Origin of the sequence: Wolbachia endosymbiont (group A) of Longitarsus flavicornis (assembly GCF_963931955.1) — a bacterium.
In the GTDB taxonomy this organism is placed as follows: Bacteria; Pseudomonadota; Alphaproteobacteria; order Rickettsiales; family Anaplasmataceae; genus Wolbachia.
Map to the genome: position 1 here is coordinate 662,811 of NZ_OZ008337.1, position 20,663 is coordinate 683,473.

The following is a 20,663-nucleotide window of genomic DNA, read 5'->3' on the forward strand; positions in this document are numbered from 1 at the left end:
AAATGTTCATGCAGTTATGTGATCTTCATTAGTTATATCTGCAATCAGGCTTTCTAAAAACACTTTGTAGCCTATCAATTCTTGAGTATAAAAAAAATTCCTTTAATAATAAGGCATGCTAATCAGGAATTTAATAAAACAAGCAACGGGAGTAGGAAGCAGTGAAAATGCAATACGGTATGTCGAATATCTCTATCAATTTGAGAAGTTCAGGAACACATTAAACCTCACTTTATCACTAATAAAGCAAAACAGGCTCTCATTTGAAATATACCAAGAGGGATTAGTGGATATGGAAGAGGGAGTGTGTAAGACAATCAGGTCTTCTGGTGTAAATAGATATGTTATTGTGCTAAGAAGGTCAAACCCATACATTATAGTGCATGAACTTTCACATATGGTTGAAAATGAACTGAACTTAAGTTTAGAACAGGAATTTCTCCATAAAGTTTATCAAGATATTGAGCAGAACTTAAAGCAGTCAAATATTCTTGTACAGAAAATTATCGGCCAAGTCATATTTAAGGAGATACAGGCTTATCAAACTGCAAAATCACGTGCATCTGAATTATTTGCACGCTATTTTGAGCTATTTGCTTGGGCGCAGGAGGTTTACCCTAAAGACAAAGAATACTTGATCCGCACTCAAGACTTAAACAAAGTGTTCCTTGCTACTAACCAATGGAAAAAGAGCTACCTGGATTCACAAATAATGGAGAGAATAGATAAGGAAATCAAGGAATACAGCAATAAAACTGCCACTAAAGACGTAACCAAAGTGCAAAGCAGTTGGACTAATAAATTTTCTCCTGGGGGCAAAAAAATTAGCTCTATATTTGGAGATGATGATTAGCTTATAGTGCAGGTTTTCCTACGTCATGCCGCCGCGAACCATCATACCGCGCTTCATTCTTTTGGTGTACGAACATTGCAATTTGCAGGTAATTTGAGTAGTAGATGGTGTCATTCCAGTGCTTGACACTGGAATCCAGGAATTTTGATTGGGCACTAAGTTGGTAAGCATAAAAGTGGCTGATCTTATGTTAAAACACAACGTTCTTGATGAGATTACGGCAAGACTGGATTCCAGTGTCAGCTACTTGCATGACACCATTTGCTGTGCAGTTTACCTTCAAGAATGAATGTTCGTACAGTTGTGGATTCATTCGCGGTATCTCATCAGCTAACACGTAGCGGAATGACGGTTATCGGTAAATCTTTTAGCTATAGAAGTTAACTTTGCAGTTAACTTCTATAGCGTTTCAAGATATAGTTTTGATAATAAAGTGCTCGAATATACATGAAAACCATTTTAGCTGTTGAAACAAGCTGCGATGAAACTGCAGTAGCGATTGTAAATAGTGACAAGCAAGTCCTTGCTCACGAAATTCTCTCCCAAGCAGAACACAAAAAACGTGGTGGGGTGATTCCTGAGATAGCTTCACGTGCTCATATGGAACATTTAAGTGGCCTGATAAAAAGCGCTGTAAAAAAATCTAACCTTAACTTTTGTGACCTCAATGCAATTGCAGCAACATCAGGACCAGGACTCATAGGTGGATTAATAGTTGGTACAATGATGGCTAAAGCAATTGCACATGTGGCACAAAAACCATTCATTGCAGTGAATCACTTAGAAGCGCATGCATTGGTTATTAGGTTACTGCATGAGGTAAAATTTCCATTTTTAGTCCTATTAATATCAGGTGGTCACTGTCAATTTTTAATTGCACAGGATGTAGGTAAATACATTAAACTTGGAGAAACGCTTGATGATTCACTAGGAGAAGCATTTGATAAAGTTGCTAAGATGCTGGGTTTAAGCTATCCCGGAGGGCCATTAATTGAAAAGTTAGCTAAAAAAGGCAATGGTGCAAGATTTAAACTGCCAAGGGCAATGATAAAACGTTCTGGATGTAATTTTTCATTTTCTGGAATTAAAACAGCAGTAAAAAATTTAGTGCAAGAACTGAAAATGAGCGAGCAAGATGTGTGTGATGTATGTGCTTCGTTTCAAGAGTGTATTAGTGACATACTGCTGGACAGGGTTAGTAATGCGATTATTATGGCCGAATCTTTAAATATCAAAATCAATGACTTTGTGATTACCGGCGGAGTTGCAGCAAATAATTTCTTGAGAGAAAAATTGAAAAAACACACAAATTTAAATATATTTTTTCCCCCTAATAACCTATGTACAGACAATGCAGTAATGGTTGGATGGGCAGGAATTGAAAGGTTAAAGAAGAATTATATAGATCCACTTAATTTTGCACCAAGACCAAAGTGGGAATTGGAAAGTTATTAAAAGCTCTCAATTCTGAATTAGGTAATGAAGATAAGGTTTCACGACGTCATACCGTCACGGTATCTCTTAGCCGCTAACACGTAGCGGGATGACGGTTCTTCAAATCGTCAAGGTGTCATCCCAGTGCCCCTGTGATGTCATTCCAGTGCTCCTTTTTTTGTCATCCGAGTAGCTGACACTGGGATCCAGGAATTTTATTAAGTTGGTAAGCATAAAAGTAGCCGTTTTATGCTAAAATACAACGTTTTGATGATTATGGAAATGCTGGATCCCAGCGTCAAGCACTGCCCTCTTGGATGGAAACCAGTGTCAGCTACTTTCATGACATCATCTTGTATCTTTTTTTTGCTTAGCTTAGGTTATGCAGAAGTCTAATACAATTATAGAACAAGCCTAAAAATTCTGGTAAAGTAGTGTTATTTACAAAGAATATGCTACTTGATATTGAAAAGCGCAGCATAACAAATGCATTGTGGAAGTTGCAAGAAGCAGATCAAAGGGAGATCTTAACTCTTACCCAGAGATTTGAGTTACCAGAAATATTAGCAAGAATATTAGTTACTCGTGGTGTTAACATAGAAAATGCAAGCGACTTCTTATATCCACTAATCAGATCATTATTACCAGATCCCTTTCATCTTCTTGACATGGATAAAGCTGTTTCTCGCATAATAAAAGCAATAAACAATAACGAAAATATTGCAATATTTGGTGACTATGATGTTGATGGTGCAACATCGTCAGCATTGATTAACAGGTACCTAAGAGCAATCGGTATACACTCTATAATCTACATTCCAGATCGTGTTGATGAGGGCTATGGATTAAACGCAGATGCCTTATTACAACTTAAAAAGAATGGAATTGATTTATGTATTTCTGTTGATTGTGGTACGCTTGCATATCAACCGATAGAAGATGCAAAGGTCTTTGGACTTGATATTATAGTTGTCGATCATCACCTTGGTACAGAAAAATTACCAAGCGCTGTAGCAGTTGTTAACCCAAATCGCCTTGATGAGAACTCCACTTATAACAATCTTGCGGCAGTTGGAGTGTCGTTTCTGCTGATTATTGCTCTTAATAAAAACTTACGTGAGCAAGGATTTTTTACCAGCAAAAAAGAGCCAGATTTATTTGATCTGCTGGATTTGGTTGCCCTGGGAACTGTCTGTGATGTTATGCAGATTACAGGCCTCAACAGAGCACTTGTCTCACAAGGATTAAAAGTGATGTCAGCAAGAAAAAACGTTGGCTTGCGTGTTTTATTTGATGCTTTGGGAATCCTTGAAAAACCAAGTGTTTCGCGGTTGGGGTTTAGCATTGGACCGTGCATAAATGCTGGAGGAAGAATTGGAGAAGCGTCGCTTGGTGCAAGGTTGCTTTCCACCGATGATGAAGAAGAGGCACATTCAATCGCGCTAAAATTAATAGATTTAAATAATGCAAGGAAAGTGTTAGAAAATGAGGCTCTCTCGAAAGCTACAACACAGGCGGAAAAGTCTGCCCAATCAGGTGCGAATTTTATAATGATAAGCGGCAATTGGCACCAGGGAATAATTGGTATAATTGCATCAAGGCTAAAGGAACAGTTTCACTTACCAGCAATAGTGATATCTTTAAATAATGGAATAGGAAAGGCAAGCTGCAGGTCAATTTTGAGAGTTGATATTGGTGCTGCAGTCCTTTCCGCAAAGTTTATAAATTTGATTATTGAAGGTGGTGGCCATAATATGGCGGCAGGATTTTCAATTAAAGAAGACAAAATAAATGATTTGCATGATTTTTTTACTGAAAGATTTTCAAATTCTATAAATGAGAAAACTTTAAAAGCTGATAGTATAGTAACTGCTAAAGCAATAAATTTGTCTTTATGGAATCAATTGCAACGCTTGGGACCATTTGGAGTTGGGAATCCTGAACCAAGGTTTATTATCCAAGGAGCAAAGATAAGAAAGCCTGAAGTTATAGGAGTTGACCATATAAAATGTTTTATTGCTGATGATAATGTTATGGTAAGAGCTATTGCATTTCGCTCTGCAAATACTCACCTTGGCTCTGCTATCATGCAGGGTAATGTTAAAGCCATTTTGGGTAAAATCTCTATGAATTACTGGAATGGCAATGAATTTGTACAATTTTTGATAGAAGATGTATTAACCATCAGTTGAGTGACCTTAGCCAGATGGTATGAATTAGATATTGCTTGGTTGGAAGCAAGAGAAGATAATCACTTCTCAGAGTGGATAGGTGGCAGGTTGACACTTTTTCTGAGGCACTTTCTGTTCTTATTATGGAGTATAGGAAGAAGACCTCGTTGCCCAGATTCTGCCACCGGTGTGGCTCACAAAATGTGATGACCTCGTATAGGAGTTTGGACCAACCAGTGCTCTGATATATTGAAACGTGCAATTGGAGGAAAAATATGCGTCACATAGGCATTATACCAATAGGTTTACTGTTGTGTAGCATTTTTGAGTATTAACAAGCCCTATAATAGTGCAGCACTGCCTTACGTATTGCCAATCCGAATTCTACTTGCTGTAAAATAACACAATCTGCTACATCACTGCTAATCTCAATCCCTCTGTTTATTGGCCCTGGGTGCATAACAATCGCATCTGGTTTTGCGTATGATAGCTTTTGTGAATCAAGTCCATACAAATGAAAATATTCTTTCTCTGAAGGAACAAAACAACTATTATTCATGCGCTCTCTCTGCAGCCTTAAAAGCATAATTACATCAGCATCTTTTATACCTTCAATTAATGAATAATGGACTGAATCTACTTCAGGAAAATGCTTACAAATTAAAGTTGGTGGTGCGACCAAGCTTATCTCTGCTCCAAACATTTTTAGCAACCTTATATTTGACCTTGCAACTCTGCTGTGCAGAATATCTCCACATATCACAACTTTGAGATCCTTTATTTGCTTTTTATGACTGCTGATTACAAGATAGTCTGCAAGAGCTTGAGTTGGATGTTCACTGCTTCCATCGCCTGCGTTGATTAGCGAGCAGCTAACATTCTTAGCCAGGATATTAGCAATACCGCTATTTTTTTGCCTGATTATTATATAGTCAGGATTCATTGCATTTAATGTTTTGATCATGTCTTTTAGATCTTCTCCCTTGTTAATAGAAGAAGATCTTATTGGCAAAGTTACAACATTTGCTCCAAGGCTTTTTGCTGCTATTTCAAAAGACGCAAGTGTACGCGTTGAATTTTCAAAGAATAAATTTATTACTGTCTTATTTTCCAAGATATGACCATTTGCAACTTCTTTTTTAAGGTACTGGCTAGCCAACTTAGTTATATTTTCAACGTCATCGACTGTGAGGTCTGAGATGTTTAACAAATTCCTTCTGTTATTCATAATTTCCTTTTAACATGCAATTGTTGTCCAACTACTTGAACCAATTCTACTTTCTTATTATCGTTTTTCAATAGATCTCTTGTGCAACAATTGTTTTGGTGAAAGAACGGGAAAAGATAGTAAAGTCAAAGTTGAGTTGAAGAAAAGTTCAGCGAGTCAAGAGCAAAGCACTGCAAAAGGTTAGCATAAATCTTTCATCCCAGTGTTTGGTGGCACTGGGAATTACTTCCACTTACACTCGTCCGCTATCATAACAGCCTCAAGGAGGTGTTTTTCAAGTTCACTTAGAGGCAAATCACTTTGTGAATAATTCCCCCAAGATTTTAGTATATCAGAAGTTTCAACGCCTTCAATAATAGGATATTCTTGGTTTTTCTTAGCATATAACTCCTGAGCCTGCTTGCTTACTAAAAATTCCAATAAGGCTATAGCATTTTCCCTATTTTTTGCGTTTTTTGTTACTGCTGCACCACTAACATTTACCATTACGCCGTAATCATTGTGATTAGGAAAAAAAGCCCCTAGCTTGTCTGCAACATTCTTTTTATTTTCTGATGAAAGAATTCTCGCAAAGTAGTAGCTGTTTACTATTGCAACATCTCCCTCACCAGCTGCTACGGCGTAAATTTGGTCTGTGTCACCACCACTTGGTTTTCTTGCCATATTGCTCACAATTCCGCTTACCCATTCTTTCGTCTTTTCAAAACCATTATTTGCAATCATAAAAGCAATTAACGATCGATTGTATGGACTTGTGGAAGAACGCACTAATATTTTTCCTTTCCATTTTTCATTTGCCAGGTCTTCATAAGTACTTAAGTCTTTAGAGTCTACTGATTCTTTATTATAAACCAATATCCTAGTTCTTTTTGTAAGGCCAAACCAATAATCTTCACTGTCTCTAAATTTTGCAGGTACAGCACTTTTCAAAGCCTCTGAATCCACTTGAGACAGAAGCCCCCTTTTTTTTGCTAAAATTAGGTTCACTGCGTCTGCAGTTAAAAATAAGTCAGCTTCACCACCGTTTTCTATTCGTGAAAGTAGCTGAGAATAATCATCAATGATGTAACGTACTTTAATGCCTGTATTTTTCGTGAATTCATCAAACAAAGTACGTACTAATTCCTCTTTACGCGATGAATAAACATTTACCACTTGTGAGTCATTAGTTCCGTCGTTTCTGTATAAATAAGTAATAACTATCAATATAATTGCTATTAAGGACGTGAATATAAAGGCTTTTTTCATATTGGATAAAAAATAACTTCTTTCAGTTAAAGGTACTCAAATAGCGCAATCTTAGCAAGTATAAAATTCGTTAGATAAGTCATAAAAACTTCCTTGACAAACTCCGCCAGCCCCCTTATCATGAGACTGATTTTTTATGTACAGTCCCAGAGTGTGATGGTATGATATATGAGAAGTTACCATCAAAGGAGGAATTATGGTTACACGGGTGCGCCAGAACGACAGAGGCAATTCGTAGCAGCGAACAGATAAAACCTGTCAAACCAGGAGAAAAACTCCATTGTTTAGTCATTTTTGAGTATAACTTCGTTCAGAAATTTGGCTGCTTTACTGAAGACCTTCATAACCTAGCACGGTGATTAAAAAAGTGTGAAGTTACAACTGTAGCTATGGAGTGTACTGGATTCCCTTATTTCAAGTACTTGAATCATATGGGTTCGAAGTAAAACTGGTAAATGCAAGACATGTAAAAAATGTACCTGGAAGAAAGTCAGATGTTCAGGATTGCCAATGGTTGCAGCAATTGCACAGCTATGGATTACCTCAAGGGTCATTTAGGCCAGATAATCAAATATGTGTACTACGTAGGTTGAACGTATGAACAAAACTTTAAAGAATGCTACAATTAAGAAGTATTACTACCAGCAACTCAAAGAGCATCTTTATGACTTTGTTATATTACGCTAAAAGACTCAAAACTCTTAATGGTCTGACTCCTTATGAATTTATATGTTATTAGTGCTCCTGAATTATTTATACTGAATCCTCACCATCACACTCTGGGACCATACATGTTGTGCGTCATGCGCTGGAATCCCTCTTAGCTCTTATCTATATCTCAGTCCCACCAACAGTTATTGCGTCAACTTTGAGTGTTGGCTGACCAACTCCAACGGGCACATTTTGTCCATCTTTCGAGCATGTGCCAACACCAGGATCCAACTTTAGATCATTACCAACCATAGATACTTTTTTCAACACTGTTGGACCATCACCAATTAGTGTTGCCCCTTTGACTGGCTGTGTAATTTTGCCATTTTCTATTAGGTAAGCTTCCGAAGATGAAAAAACAAATTTTCCTGACGTTATATCAACCTGCCCACCACCGAAATTTACTGCATATAGACCTTTCTTTACGCTAGATATTATTTCCTCCGGTGCATGTTTTCCAGGCAACATATAGGTGTTTGTCATGCGCGGCATAGTAACTTCTTTATAACTTTCCCTTCTACCATTACCAGTTGGATTTACACCCATGAGTTTAGCGTTCATATGATCCTGCATGTATCCTTTTAGGATCCCATCTTCTATCAGTATATTATAACTGGGTGAAGTGCCTTCATCGTCTACACTGATAGAGCCGCGTAAATTAGGTAGAGTTCCATCATCAACTACCGTTATGCCACTAGCCGCTGCTTGCTTACCCACAGAATTTGAAAATGCTGAGACTTTTTTGCGATTGAAGTCGCCCTCAAGTCCATGACCTACGGCTTCGTGTAACAATATTCCTGGCCAGCCTGGACCTAAAACGACTGTCATTTCTCCAGCTGGAGTTGGAATTGCTTCAAGATTTATTAGTGCTTGTTTTAATGCTTGATTTGCAACTTCTTTCCACTTTTTCTCAGAAACAAACTTACTATAAGAGTCCCTTCCACCATGCCCTGCAGAACCTCTTTCGATTTGACCGTTTTTCTCTGCAATGACTAGCACATTAAAACGTACTAGAGGCCTAATGTCACTTAATCTGTGATCACCCTTTATTATTTGTACAACTTGCCATTCTCCACTTAAAGTTATTTTTACTTGCTTCACGCAGTTATTTTTAGATCTTATATATTCGTTAACCTCATTGAGTAGTTTAATCTTTGAATTCAGATCCATTTCATTTATGGGGTTAATCCTCGAATATAGGCTTGTTGTCTCTTCATTTAAGTTTATTGAATTTGTTTTATTTAAAGACACTGAACTTTTTACTATAGAAGCAGCATTACTAATTTCCTTTTCGCTAATTTCAGAAGAGCAAACAAAAGACGTACTATCCTCACAAAAAGACCTTAAACCAAACCCCCTTCTAGTATTCAAGTCCATGTGTTTTAATATGTTATCCTCAAAAAGCAGAGACTCTGACTGACAGAATTCTAGAAACAGCTCACCACCATCGCTATTGCTCAAAGCACTATTGACTGTTTTATATACGTTATTAATATTAACATTGTTTTGAGCGAAAAATATTTGGTCTAGATTTGGCATTACCTTTGAACTAAAAATTGTTTAAGTATATTATTTAATTTAAACATAGTAAACTATAAAAAGCCCGGGTGGCGGAATTGGTAGACGCGCTAGCTTCAGGTGCTAGTAACTTTTTAAGTTGTGGAAGTTCAAGTCTTCTCTCGGGCACTCTTAGCTTCCATATTGCTTGTTGAATTAATTAATGCTATAACATAACGTATTAGGTAATATTTATGCTATGTATGGTGAAAAAAATAAGTTAGCCTACAGAAAGAAGGTACGAACTTATTCAAAACGCTTAGTTACTACACTATCTACCGCCTTTTTTATTGGATATATAGCAGCATCAATCTTTAATATTTCTGCCTTAAGTTTATGTTTTACTATTGTCAGCACTGTACTAAGTGCACTTTCGTTTATCTTAAATATATGGTCATTAAATGATCATTTTCGACAGCAGAAGCAACTTGGTGTAGCAGGACAGAAAAAGCTAACAAAGATTTGTCTTGATATCACATCTAGTGTTTTATTTTTAGTAGGAGGAATTACACCTATATTGCCTTTCGAATCTCCCATTATCCCTTTTATTTCTACTACTTTTTTCATTTTAGGCTGTGCTACTATGGCAGCTAATTTCGTACGGACTATGATTAGTGAGTCACAAATAGACCAAAATAATAATTCCAAAAGTAGTAGTTGTTTTTATAGTTAACATGCGACAATTGGAGCCTATACAAAAGTGTAAGCAGAAATTGTGGGCTTATTGGGGTAGGAGCGCTCAGTATTTCACATCAATGGATTTCTTGCCCAAGCCACAATTGTCATTCAGTAGAAACGAAAAACTTGCTTGACAAACTCCGCCAGCTTCCTTATCATGAAACTGAAGCTATTTTATTTAACTTCGCAATCTCTGCAGCAGATTAAAATGACAAGAAAACTTGTATTTGGCGTACTATTGTTTAATTTTTTGCACTATGTGTACCTTATGTCTTCACAACATTTTTAGGTTTTTACCTATATAAGCTGAAACGCGCTTATAAAGCGTTCAAGACATCACCCAACGTCAAATTTTAAAATAGAGAGTGTAATAACTAGCTACCACGGGTTTTCTTTGCCTTTTTTTTCTGCCTAGTAAATTTCTTAAACATTTATAGCTAAGGTTAGTTGCATTTAAAAGCAGCTAAATTGCAGCGTTTAAGACTTAAAAAACGCCAATACTGAAAATAGACAATGACTGGGGTTTCTTTTGCCTTTTTTTTCGTTTGGTAAATTTCTTAATGTTTATGGCTAAACGACAACCGTCATCCCGCTGCTTGTTAGCGGGATCTAGAGATATCGCGGCGGTATGACGTAGGGGTCGCCAGCGTTACACGCTGGAATGGCACCATGTAGTATACAAATTTCCTTCGAATTACAACGTTTGTGAGACTCAGTGTTTAGATTTACTTCGCCTATTCAGCTAATTTTTATTACAATTACAACAAAATAATTTTGGCTTTGATGAAAACTGTATATGTATGTCAATCCTGTGGTCATAGCACTGGCAGGTGGGTAGGGAAGTGTATTGCATGTGACAATTGGGATACAGTTGTTGAGGAAATAGCAGTAAAAACGAGCAAAAGAAGTATATCTGCACCAATTTTAATAAAGACGTTATCGGGTAGCGAAATTATCACTCCAAGTCGTTTTTTAACAGGAATAGAAGAATTAGATAGAGTTTTTGGTGGGGGTATCGTTCAAGGTGCTAGCATTTTAATTGGTGGCGAACCTGGAATTGGGAAATCCACCCTTTTGCTTAGAATTGCAGCTAATGTTGTGCAACTTTCCTCTTTTGAATGTCTTTATGTATCTGGCGAGGAATCTTTAGAGCAAGTGAGTCTCAGAGCAAAGCGTCTTAAGATAAATGAACCTAAAATTAAGCTTTTATCTACAGTGTCTTTAACTGATGTAGTAGCAACAATAAAGGAAAATAAAAGTATTAAATTTTTAGTAATTGACTCTATACAAACAATGTATGATAGCAGAATTACATCAGCACCAGGAACTGTAACTCAGGTCCGCACTTGCGCACATGAATTAACCATTCTTGCGAAACAATATGGTATTTCTCTTTTAATAGTTGGTCATATAACTAAGGATGGACAAATAGCTGGACCTAAAACTTTGGAGCATATGGTGGATACGGTATTATATTTTGAAGGTGAAAATAGCAATCAATACCGCATTTTGCGTACTATTAAGAATAGATTTGGCCCTGCAAATGAAATTGGTGTTTTTGAGATGTCTGAAGCAGGACTTGTGCCTGTTGATAACCCATCATCATTGTTTCTGATGGCCCATGACAGAGAAGTAGTTGGCAGCGCCGTATTTGCAGGAATTGAGGGTTCAAGACCAATTTTAATGGAAGTGCAAGCATTAATAGCAGGAACTAATATGGCAACCCCAAGAAGGGCAGTAGTTGGGTGGGATATTAATAGATTGGCTATGATCATCGCGGTGCTAAATGCTCGTTGCAAAATGTTTTTGCATGATAAAGAGGTATACCTAAACATTGCAGGGGGACTCAAAATACAGGAACCATCGGCTGATCTTGCTGTTGCTGCTTCCCTTATTTCAAGTGTAGTAAATTTACCGCTGCCAACTTCTTCAATAATCTGCGGTGAAGTTGCACTTTCAGGAGAAATTAGGAATGTCTCGCATGCTGATCTCAGACTAAAAGAAGCACAAAAGTTAGGATTCAAAAAAGCAATTATGCCTAAAAATGGTAATTACTCTTCTCACGATATTGAGATAATTAAGCTTGGTCACGTAAGGGAATTAAGAGAAATTTTTAATTACAATTAAATAATGCTTCAGCAAACTCTTTACTAGTAAACTCCTTTAAGTCCTCTATACTTTCACCAATTCCTATAGCATGTAACTTTATCTTATAAACTTCTGCAAGTCCAATTACTACTCCGCCTTTAGCGGTGCCATCTAGCTTTGTTACGATTAGCCCGGTAACATTAACCATTTTGCTAAATGCTTCTAATTGGCTATAAGCATTTTGGCCGGTAGTTGCGTCAAGAACTAAAATAACATCATGAGGGGCAGTGTCATCCAATTTCTTTATCGTTCTATATATTTTTGATAATTCCTCCATAAGGTTCACATTATTTTGCAGCCTTCCTGCTGTGTCAATTAGAACAACATCAACGTTATCTTTTATAGCTTGACTTACAGCTCTATATGCCACACTTGCAGAGTCGCTACCGTACTCTCCAGTAACGATAGAACAACCAGAGCGTTCTGCCCAAATGTTTAATTGCTCACTAGCAGCCGCTCTAAATGTGTCGCATGCAACAAGCATAACGGATTTTCCCATTTCCTTGTATTTATATGCGAGCTTACCTATAGTTGTGGTTTTACCGTTACCATTTACTCCGCATACCATTATTATGTGGGGTTTTTTATTCAAAACTAACGGCTGCACGACCGGATTTAATATAGCTTCTATTTCATTCACTAATTGCTGCGTGATAATATTATACTCAACTTCTTTGTCAAATTTGATGCTTGTGAGCCTGTCAATAATTAATTTGGAAGTTTTATGACCAATGTCCATGCTAATTAGCAATTCTTCTAGCTCATCTAAAAGCGACTGATCTAATTTTTTTTTGCCAGAAAAAATACTTTTCACCCCGTCGCTAAAGCGAGAAGAAGTTTTTAACAAGCCTTTATAAAGGTTACCAAATAAACTCAAGAGAATACTCCTTTTTAATTACAATATAGAGAATGACATGCACTACATGTATTTGTAAAGTAAATACACTCGTAACCCATATATTTTGTGAGTAAAATATACTGTTTGCTAGTGTATTTTACTTTAGTTTTTAACCTAAATATGTTATAATGTAGAATAGCGGTTCACAGGTAATTTTATGAGTTATAATGAGAAAATTTTAGATCATTACGAAAATCCAAGGAATGTTGGCTCTCTGGATAAAAATGATCCAAGTGTTGGCACTGGTCTAGTTGGTGCACCATCGTGCGGTGATGTAATGAAATTGCAGATAAAGGTCAATGACAAAGGTGTTATTGAAGATGCAAAATTTAAAACTTTTGGTTGTGGTTCTGCCATTGCTTCAAGTTCCTTGTTAACAGAGATGATAAAGGGAAGAACCATCAGTGACGTTACACAGATAAAGAATACTCAAATAGTGGAAGAGTTGTCTTTACCTCCAGTGAAGATACACTGTTCGGTACTTGCTGAAGATGCTATAAAGGCTGCTATTCATGACTATCAAAGTAAACAAAAGAATTAAGAAGCTACGAACATGGGTGAATATCAAGAAGTAGGCGGAGGTGAAACTGTAAAAAAGAATAAAAAACTTATCACTATAACTGCAAATGCAGTAGAAAGGATAAGGTATTTATTGGACCAAAAGAAGCATACTAACCTCGAGAAACCGGAAGAAGCAATAGGAATAAGAGTGCTAATTAAACAAAAAGGATGTTCTGGTTTAAAATATGATATTGAATATGCATATGATACTCGTCCTTTAGAGTCGATAATTGAGGAAACCTGTAGTGATGACCAAAAAGTTAAAGTGTTGATCGATCCAAAATCCGTCATGTTTATTCTTGGTTCTGAAATGGATTATGTAGAGGAAAAATTCTCATCGGGTTTTGTTTTCAAAAATCCTAATGAGAAAGGAAAATGTGGTTGTGGAGAGAGTTTTCATGTCTAGCAACTATTTTGCATTGTTTGAAATTGAACCAGCTTTCAATATCAGCTTTGATGAGTTAGAGAAAAAGTACATTGAACTAAGCAAAATTGATATAAATGAAAGACAGTCCAAAAACATGGAAAATATCAACAAAGCTTATCAGGTGCTAAAGTCACCACTAGAACGTGCTGAGCATTTGTTGAATCTTTTTGGTGTGGGAAGCCCAAAGGATCATCCGAATTCTGAAATATTAAATGAATCAATGGAAATAAGAGAATATTTGCTGGAATGTGACGATCTACAATTTGCAAGCAGGATGATTGATGAAAAAATAAAAGATTGCGTTAAAAACCTAATTAACACTTTTGCTGTAAAGAATTTTGATGGAGCTGCTACACAAGTCTTAAGATTGAAATATTTATATAAGTCATTTGAGGAGGTGAAAAAGAATGCAACCAATTCAAATTTCTGAACCAAATTCAAGTGAAGTAGTTTTTGGTATAGATCTTGGTACTACCAATTCTTTAATTGCCATGGTAAATAAAGCTGGCAATGTGGAGATATTTAAAGATAAGCAGGGAAGAGAGCTACTGCCTTCTGCTCTTTCATATGAAAATAATACATTGAAAACTGGCTGTGACGTCGGTCAAAATGCAATCTACTCAATAAAGCGTTTAATGGGTAAAAGTGTTGAAGAATTAAATAAAGAAGGCGTCAATTTTGAAATAGATCATGAAAGCGAAAAAGTTATTAGAATAAAATGCGCAGAGGAAAAGTATCTCACTCCTGTTGAAATTTCTGCTGAGATATTAAAAGCTTTATGCGAGAGGGTGAAAAAGTCTACAGGAATGGAAGTAAAAAAAGCAGTGATTACTGTGCCAGCTTACTTTGACGATTCAGCACGTAACGCAACTAAATATGCGGCAAAATTAGCTGGCATAGAAGTTCTTCGCCTCGTTAACGAGCCAACCGCTGCAGCGCTTTCTTACTCCATTGAAAAGAACAATAGCAGTGGAATATATGCAGTTTATGACCTTGGTGGTGGAACATTTGATATTTCAATATTGAAATTGTATCAAGGAGTGTTTCAAGTTCTTGCGGTTGGTGGTGACACCAACCTCGGCGGTGATGATTTTGATCATCTTCTGAGTTCAATTGTGCTTAATAAGTATAGAGAAAAGACTGGAAAAACCCCTAAGCAACTAAATTCCTTACTTATCGAATCACGCTCTGTGAAAGAGTACCTAAGCAATCACACTATGGGTATCTTCGAATTTAATGTTAACGGCAAGTCATTTAAATGCGAAATTACTAGAGAAGAATTCGAGCCGGCAATAAGTCCTTTAGTTAATAGGACTATCAATATAGTCACTCGTACTATAAGTGATATAGATCTTAAAATTGATGATATAAAAGGAGTAATTTTAGTTGGTGGTGCAACTAGAACACCATTGGTTCAAAATTCACTAGTCAAACTCTTTGGAAATAAAGTACTAAATGACGTGGATCCAGATAAAGCAGTTGCCATTGGGGCAGCTCTGCAGGCTCATGATTTAACTTCGAGCTCAAAAGATAGGAATATTCTCCTGGATGTTCTACCTTTATCACTTGGCATAGAAACTATGGGAGGCATAGTTGAAAAAATCATACCAAGAAATACGCCACTACCAGTTTCAGAAACAAAAGAGTTTACAACTTATGTTGATGGGCAAACAGCAATGAAAATTCACGTTTGTCAGGGAGAACGTGAAATGATAGAGGATAACAAATCTCTAGCGCAGTTTGAACTAAAAGGTATACCGCCACTGCCTGCAGGTTCTGCAAGAGTTGAAATAGAATTTACAGTTAACGTTGACGGAATCTTGACTGTTACTGCAAGAGAAAAAGCTACCAGAATCGAGCAGACAGTTGAAGTAAATTCAAGTTTTGGCTTGAGTGAAGCTGATATTCAAAATATGGTTGACCAGTCAATAAACAGCTTTGATGAAGATATGAAGGCTCGTTCCCTTGCAGGTGCTAAAATTAATGGAAATAAACTCATACACTTGGTTGAAAACAATAATAACTTTTCCACTGATCAAAAGTTGAAAAACCTATTACAAAATGCAAAAAACGCTTTACAAGGCAATGACTTGAATGAAATTAACAACACTATCGCCGAGTTAGAAAATTCTTCTTTAGAGTTGTGTGAATTAACAAATAGGTAGAAAAAGCTTACACAACCTTGTGCAATACCCTATTTAATCTCAAAGCAACAGGTAATCTGAAATTAAATGGTAACCAATCGACCTTCCCCAATTTAAACGATAAACCAACTATGCTTACACGCCCAATGATATTTTCCATTGGTACAAAACCAACTTCAGGAAACCTGCTATCTAAAGAATTATTTCTATTGTCTCCCATAACAAAAAATTGATCGTTAGGTACATAATAAACCAGAGTATTATATGATAGCTTATTAGAAATGTTATCTATCAAAATCTCATGTTCCTTGCCACTTAAAAGCGTTTCTATATATCTTGGTATGTTACGATTTGACTCATAATCAAAAAAACTTTCAATTTGCCTTCGCTCTACTTTCTGATCATTTAGGTATAATTCTCCCTCTATCATTTGCACTTTGTCGCCCGGTGTTCCTATTACCCGCTTAACAAATCGGATACTGTCGTTTTTTGTGGGTTTGAAAACTACTATGTCGCCACGCTTTGGAGGGGTGTAAAAAATCCTGCCGCTAAAAATGTTTGGAGAAAATGGAAAGGAGTGTTTACTGTAACCGTATGAATATTTACTAGTAAAAATGTAATCCCCTTCAAGTAGGGTGCTTTTCATTGAACCAGAAGGTATATGAAATGGTTCGAATAAAAAACTACGTATTGATAGCGCAATTAGTAGTAAAAAAAACAATGAAGATAAAAATCTTCCCGTTCTTATCACCCAGTTTTTGCTTAGTTCTTCCAACTTTGTTTTTCTTATAAATTAAGCTTATTATAATACATAAATTAAAAAATGGTAATATGAAATTTTACTTGTGAATGTTATTCCTCTATTCAAAACGATTTTGGTTCATTAGACTTCTTTCAAAATTGTTAGAGGGAGTGTAAGATGAAGTATTTGAAAGCATGAAATATAAGGAAATAGAAAAGTTAGAAGGAGAAAAGTTTCGACGTTTAACAGGGGTAAAAAAAGCAACATTTGAGCGAATGGTAGAAATTCTAGAAGTGGAGGATAAAAGAAAAAAAGCTAGAAGTGGAAGAAAAAGTAAACTTTGCATAGAAGACAGGCTACTTATGGCACTGGAATATATAAGAGAATATCGTACATATTTTCATATTGGGCAAAGCTATGGCATGAGTGAAAGTAACAGTTTTAAAATAATAAGATAGGTAGAAGACATATTAATAAAACATCCAGATTTTGCATTACCAGGAAAAAAAGAGCTATTAAAGAGTGATGTAGAATATGAAGTTTTAGTAATAGACGGAACTGAAACGCCAGTAGAGAGACCAAAAAAAAGCAAAAGCCCTTCTACTCTGGAAAGAAAAAAAGGCATACTATAAAAACACAAATAGTAACAGAGAAGAAGAGTAAAAAAGTCATATGCACATCTTTCTCGAATGGTAGAAAACACGATTTTCGGATGTTTAGAGAATCAAAGGTAGCAATATTACCGGACACCAAAATCTTAGCTGATGCCGGCTACAGGGGAATGCAGAAGATACACAAAAATGTTGTATTACCGCACAGGAAAATGAAAAAGAATCCGTTAAGCAAAGAACAAAAAAAAGAGAACAGGGCACTTATGAGCCAAAGGGCAATTGTTGAAAACGTAATTGGCTTATTGAAAAGGTTTAAAATCATCTCGGACAGGTATAGAAACCGACGAAAACGTTTTGGTTTAAGGTTTAATTTGATTGCTGCAATTCACAATTTTGAGCTCCATACATGAATTTTGAAAGAAGTCTACTGTAAATATAGTTGCCGCCTTGCATTTTTGGACTATTTTAATACCAATTTTCAATTGCTTCGTTAATGAAGTGAAAAATATTTCCCCTTTTTTCAAGGAATTTGTTATATTCGTTTTGGTTACTGACTTTCATTTTCTGTGGCATATTTTTTCTTTAAGCAGTTAAATGGCTATTTTATAATGAATTTTGTCAGTAACTGCTAGTTTTTCTGAACGCTATGCAACAAAGCCATCCTGGATCCAAGTAGTCAAGCTACCCAGATGGCAACAAAGGGCTTGTATCTTGTAAAAAGCATCTAATGTTTTAAGCTTAAGCATTAGATGGAGAAGGGAAGCACTCTGTCATAGGGCTTAGATATAAAATCTGTCAAGTAGATAAGAGCTCCCTTCTCAAAGGTATAGGCTGGACGGTATCGTAGAAAGACCTAAATGGTTCTAATTCTGTATTCACAAGGTTAGCCCTACTTTTCATTTTAAATAGTAACGTATGGGGTTATATATGATCAACAACTTTTTGGGCATAGACATATCAAAAGATCGCTTTGATGTTTATCTCTCATTCATAAGTAAAAAAGGAAAACGTGAAACTAGGAAAAGAAGCTTTAAGAACGATGATAATGGGTTTCAAGGTCTACTGAACTTTCTACAAAAACATAACGTAGAACAAGTGAAAGCTTGTATGGAAGCTACTGGTTGTTATAGCGAAGCTTTGGCTGAATTTCTACACAATTCTGGATATTTTGTTAGTGTTGTAAATCCTTATTGTATTAAATCTTATGCGAGGAGTAAGCTTGTAAGACAAAAGAATGATCAGACCGATGCAGAAATTATTGCTGATTATTGCCAAAGACAGGAACCTTCTCGTTGGACACCACCTTCTCCTGAATTGAAAAAACTAAAACATCTTTATCGTTGCTCGGTTGCGTTAAAAGATGAGTTAACATTAGTAAATAACCACTTAGAAAAAAAAGAGAGACTTCCCAAAGAAGTTGCAAATGCTTGGGAAGACCTTGCAATGAATATAGCTCAAAAAATAGAAACAATAAAAAACTCCGTACGTGAACTATTAAATCAACACAAAGAATTGTTGGAAAATTTTCAACTTCTATTCAGGCATAGGAGAAGAATCAGCAACAGCTATTTTAGCTGAAGTTCCTGACACAAAGGCTTTTAGAGATGCCAGGCAATTGGCAGCATATGCAGGAGTTATACCGAGAAATATAACCCTCTGTATATGCCAAACCCAGATTAAGTAAATCAGGTTCACGAACACTACGTAAGGCAATGTATTTTCCTGCTATAGTAGCTAAAAATCACAATCCTATTATTATGACTTTTTGCAAGAGATTAAAAGAAAAAGGCAAGCATAATATGGCCATTGTGGGAGCTGCGATGCGTAAGTTACTCCATATTGTTTTTGGTGTTCTAAGTTCAAAGAAGGCTTTTGATCCAGACCATATCAAAAACTACAGGGCAAAGCTGTTGGAGGAAGGTTTACTTAGCTGATTGTTAAAAAAAATACTTTCAATCTTATATAAAATATTGCCTTATTTTGTAATTTTCTTGTTGACTAACGAGACGGTTGTAAGTTGGAAATATGATATAAAAGAAGCAAGAAGGAAGGTAGCTCTATAAAAAAATATAGTTATCAAAGGCTTGAGCGACCGTAAGACGGTAGTATTACACATACGTAGATATCAAGGTACTCAAGCCTATCCTTCGAGACGTTTGAATAGTTGTTTGGGACATACATATGCACCCGTTTACAATCTTAAATTTTAACTTAAACTCTCGAGGTTCTTTATGGTTATATCTTATCAAAATTTTATTGGCATTGATATCGGAAAACTTGAATTTGTTATTGCAGTTAATGAACAAAAAAGTGTTATCAAGTTTGACAATAGTTGTTCTGGCTGGAAACAATTTTATCAAAAATTTTCAAATATCTTACCCAATTCCATGATAATTTTAGAAGCTACAGGAGGCTATGAGCTTGGCTTATTGTATTTTCTTATTGACAGAAACATTGCTGTGCATCGTGCTAATACTCGTCAAGTTAAAAACTTCATTCTATCTCATGGAACTTTGGCAAAGACTGACAATCTGGATGCAAAAGCGCTTGCCCAATATGGTGCTGAGCGTTGTGGACGTCTGCAGCTATTTACACCTATCTCAAAAGAACAAACCACCTTATTTACACTTTGTCAGCGTCGTGATGATATTACGAAAATGCTTGTTCAAGAAAAAAATAGGCTTAAAACTCCTGGAAATGATTACATTAAGGAAAGTTGTCAACAAACTATTGAATTCCTCAATAATCAGGTAGAAAAGCTTGATCAAGCTATACAAAAAATAGTCAATGAAAACCCTGAACTGAACCGATACCAGAAGATTCTTGAAACAGTTCCTGGAATAGGTAGAAAAACCTCTCAATGTTTATTGTGCCTTATACCGGAACTTGGTTCCTTAAACAAAAGGCAAGTTGCAAGCCTTGCAGGTGTTGCACCTCATCCTAAGGAAAGTGGTAAAGCTATTGGTTACCGAAGGATTATAGGTGGAAGAAGTAACGTTCGTTCAAAGCTTTTCACAGCTGCTATGGCTGCTAGAAACTCCAAGTCAGAACTTGCTGCTTTTTATTGTAAGCTTATTGATAGTGGTAAAAGAAAGATGGTAGCACTCACTGCACTTATGCGTAAAATTATAGTCATCGCCAATGCCAGACTTAAAGAAGCAATTAATTTGCATGTTTAGAAATTTACATGGCAATAATTAAAATTAGTTAATGAATATGTGCGTCCACACACACTAAAAGCACATATTCATT

General features: G+C 36.1%; 17 protein-coding genes, 1 tRNA gene and 5 pseudogenes. 16 read left to right on the forward strand and 7 right to left on the reverse strand.

All coding sequences use genetic code 11. The features are described 5' to 3' along the window. The first annotated feature begins 115 nt into the window (after positions 1 to 115). The gene (locus tag AABM58_RS03280; RefSeq protein WP_338406332.1) at positions 116 to 853 is read left to right on the forward strand and encodes a WD_0702 family putative metalloprotease; all 738 of its coding nucleotides are present in this window, start codon (positions 116 to 118) and stop codon (positions 851 to 853) included. An 18-nt stretch (positions 854 to 871) separates the two neighbouring features. On the opposite strand, the gene AABM58_RS03285 is transcribed toward AABM58_RS03280, so the two are convergent. Beyond that, positions 872 to 1,024 (reverse strand): hypothetical protein, encoded by a 153-nt coding sequence (locus tag AABM58_RS03285; RefSeq protein WP_338406333.1) that lies wholly within the window; start codon positions 1,022 to 1,024, stop codon positions 872 to 874. 38 nt (positions 1,025 to 1,062) lie between these two features. On the opposite strand from AABM58_RS03285, the gene AABM58_RS03290 reads away from it, so the two are divergent. From AABM58_RS03290 to recJ, 3 genes are all read left to right on the forward strand, one after another. Next, positions 1,063 to 1,194 (forward strand): hypothetical protein, encoded by a 132-nt coding sequence (locus AABM58_RS03290; RefSeq protein WP_338406334.1) that lies wholly within the window; start codon positions 1,063 to 1,065, stop codon positions 1,192 to 1,194. A gap of 106 nt (positions 1,195 to 1,300) precedes the next feature. Next, positions 1,301 to 2,308, forward strand: a complete 1,008-nt coding sequence (gene tsaD, locus AABM58_RS03295) for a tRNA (adenosine(37)-N6)-threonylcarbamoyltransferase complex transferase subunit TsaD (RefSeq protein WP_338406335.1) — start codon at positions 1,301 to 1,303, stop codon at positions 2,306 to 2,308. A 431-nt stretch (positions 2,309 to 2,739) separates the two neighbouring features. Beyond that, positions 2,740 to 4,479 carry a single-stranded-DNA-specific exonuclease RecJ gene (gene recJ / locus AABM58_RS03300; protein ID WP_338406888.1) on the forward strand — a complete coding sequence of 580 codons (1,740 nt, stop codon included), beginning with the start codon at positions 2,740 to 2,742 and terminating at the stop codon, positions 4,477 to 4,479. Positions 4,480 to 4,789: 310 nt separating this feature from the next. On the opposite strand, the gene AABM58_RS03305 is transcribed toward recJ, so the two are convergent. Together AABM58_RS03305 and AABM58_RS03310 are read right to left on the reverse strand one after the other, a co-directional pair. Continuing rightward, the gene (locus AABM58_RS03305) at positions 4,790 to 5,686 is read right to left on the reverse strand and encodes an aspartate carbamoyltransferase catalytic subunit (protein WP_338406336.1); all 897 of its coding nucleotides are present in this window, start codon (positions 5,684 to 5,686) and stop codon (positions 4,790 to 4,792) included. A 222-nt stretch (positions 5,687 to 5,908) separates the two neighbouring features. Beyond that, the gene (locus tag AABM58_RS03310; protein WP_338406337.1) at positions 5,909 to 6,934 is read right to left on the reverse strand and encodes an extracellular solute-binding protein; all 1,026 of its coding nucleotides are present in this window, start codon (positions 6,932 to 6,934) and stop codon (positions 5,909 to 5,911) included. Positions 6,935 to 7,242: 308 nt separating this feature from the next. On the opposite strand from AABM58_RS03310, the pseudogene AABM58_RS03315 reads away from it, so the two are divergent. Then, positions 7,243 to 7,520 (forward strand): annotated as a pseudogene (locus AABM58_RS03315) (IS110 family transposase); the annotation flags it as partial. 2 nt (positions 7,521 to 7,522) lie between these two features. Then, positions 7,523 to 7,758 (forward strand): annotated as a pseudogene (locus tag AABM58_RS03320) (IS481 family transposase); the annotation flags it as partial. Between the two features lie 7 nt (positions 7,759 to 7,765). Here the strand turns inward: AABM58_RS03320 and tldD are convergent. Then, the gene (gene tldD, locus AABM58_RS03325; RefSeq protein WP_338406338.1) at positions 7,766 to 9,184 is read right to left on the reverse strand and encodes a metalloprotease TldD; all 1,419 of its coding nucleotides are present in this window, start codon (positions 9,182 to 9,184) and stop codon (positions 7,766 to 7,768) included. A gap of 62 nt (positions 9,185 to 9,246) precedes the next feature. Here tldD and AABM58_RS03330 point away from each other — a divergent pair. From AABM58_RS03330 to radA, 3 genes are all read left to right on the forward strand, one after another. Continuing rightward, positions 9,247 to 9,331 (forward strand) — tRNA-Leu (locus AABM58_RS03330). 70 nt (positions 9,332 to 9,401) lie between these two features. Beyond that, positions 9,402 to 9,875 carry a hypothetical protein gene (locus tag AABM58_RS03335; RefSeq protein ID WP_338406339.1) on the forward strand — a complete coding sequence of 158 codons (474 nt, stop codon included), beginning with the start codon at positions 9,402 to 9,404 and terminating at the stop codon, positions 9,873 to 9,875. Positions 9,876 to 10,663: 788 nt separating this feature from the next. Continuing rightward, a complete protein-coding gene (radA, locus tag AABM58_RS03340) occupies positions 10,664 to 12,007 on the forward strand; it encodes a DNA repair protein RadA (RefSeq protein WP_264723993.1) in 1,344 nt (447 codons plus the stop codon). Here radA and ftsY read toward each other — a convergent pair. After that, entirely contained in the window at positions 11,994 to 12,905 is a 912-nt protein-coding gene (gene ftsY / locus AABM58_RS03345; RefSeq protein ID WP_338406340.1) for a signal recognition particle-docking protein FtsY, read from the reverse strand. The genes radA and ftsY overlap by 14 nt on opposite strands. 178 nt (positions 12,906 to 13,083) lie before the next feature. On the opposite strand from ftsY, the gene iscU reads away from it, so the two are divergent. The 4 genes from iscU to hscA are packed head-to-tail and all read left to right on the forward strand — an operon-like array spanning position 13,084 to position 16,079. Continuing rightward, positions 13,084 to 13,467, forward strand: a complete 384-nt coding sequence (gene iscU, locus AABM58_RS03350; protein WP_151808025.1) for a Fe-S cluster assembly scaffold IscU — start codon at positions 13,084 to 13,086, stop codon at positions 13,465 to 13,467. A gap of 12 nt (positions 13,468 to 13,479) precedes the next feature. After that, entirely contained in the window at positions 13,480 to 13,893 is a 414-nt protein-coding gene (locus tag AABM58_RS03355; protein ID WP_338406341.1) for a HesB/IscA family protein, read from the forward strand. Further along, positions 13,886 to 14,344 carry an iron-sulfur cluster co-chaperone HscB C-terminal domain-containing protein gene (locus AABM58_RS03360; RefSeq protein WP_338406889.1) on the forward strand — a complete coding sequence of 153 codons (459 nt, stop codon included), beginning with the start codon at positions 13,886 to 13,888 and terminating at the stop codon, positions 14,342 to 14,344. The genes AABM58_RS03355 and AABM58_RS03360 overlap by 8 nt, the downstream gene beginning before the upstream one ends. Further along, on the forward strand, positions 14,322 to 16,079 hold the full coding sequence (gene hscA / locus AABM58_RS03365) for a Fe-S protein assembly chaperone HscA (protein WP_338406342.1): 1,758 nt from the start codon (positions 14,322 to 14,324) through the stop codon (positions 16,077 to 16,079). The genes AABM58_RS03360 and hscA overlap by 23 nt, the downstream gene beginning before the upstream one ends. A 7-nt stretch (positions 16,080 to 16,086) precedes the next feature. On the opposite strand, the gene lepB is transcribed toward hscA, so the two are convergent. Then, complete coding sequence (lepB, locus tag AABM58_RS03370; protein WP_338406343.1) at positions 16,087 to 16,833, reverse strand: signal peptidase I; 747 nt, start codon at positions 16,831 to 16,833, stop codon at positions 16,087 to 16,089. A gap of 161 nt (positions 16,834 to 16,994) precedes the next feature. Between lepB and AABM58_RS03375 the strand changes: the two are divergent. Beyond that, a pseudogene (locus AABM58_RS03375) lies at positions 16,995 to 17,821 on the forward strand (IS5 family transposase). A 58-nt stretch (positions 17,822 to 17,879) separates the two neighbouring features. Here AABM58_RS03375 and AABM58_RS07920 read toward each other — a convergent pair. Continuing rightward, a pseudogene (locus AABM58_RS07920) lies at positions 17,880 to 17,984 on the reverse strand (IS5 family transposase); the annotation flags it as partial. 354 nt (positions 17,985 to 18,338) lie between these two features. On the opposite strand from AABM58_RS07920, the pseudogene AABM58_RS03380 reads away from it, so the two are divergent. Together AABM58_RS03380 and AABM58_RS03385 are read left to right on the forward strand one after the other, a co-directional pair. Beyond that, positions 18,339 to 19,345, forward strand: a pseudogene (locus tag AABM58_RS03380) (IS110 family RNA-guided transposase). Between the two features lie 297 nt (positions 19,346 to 19,642). Beyond that, the gene (locus AABM58_RS03385) at positions 19,643 to 20,590 is read left to right on the forward strand and encodes an IS110 family RNA-guided transposase (RefSeq protein ID WP_338406344.1); all 948 of its coding nucleotides are present in this window, start codon (positions 19,643 to 19,645) and stop codon (positions 20,588 to 20,590) included. The last annotated feature ends 73 nt before the right edge of the window (positions 20,591 to 20,663 follow it).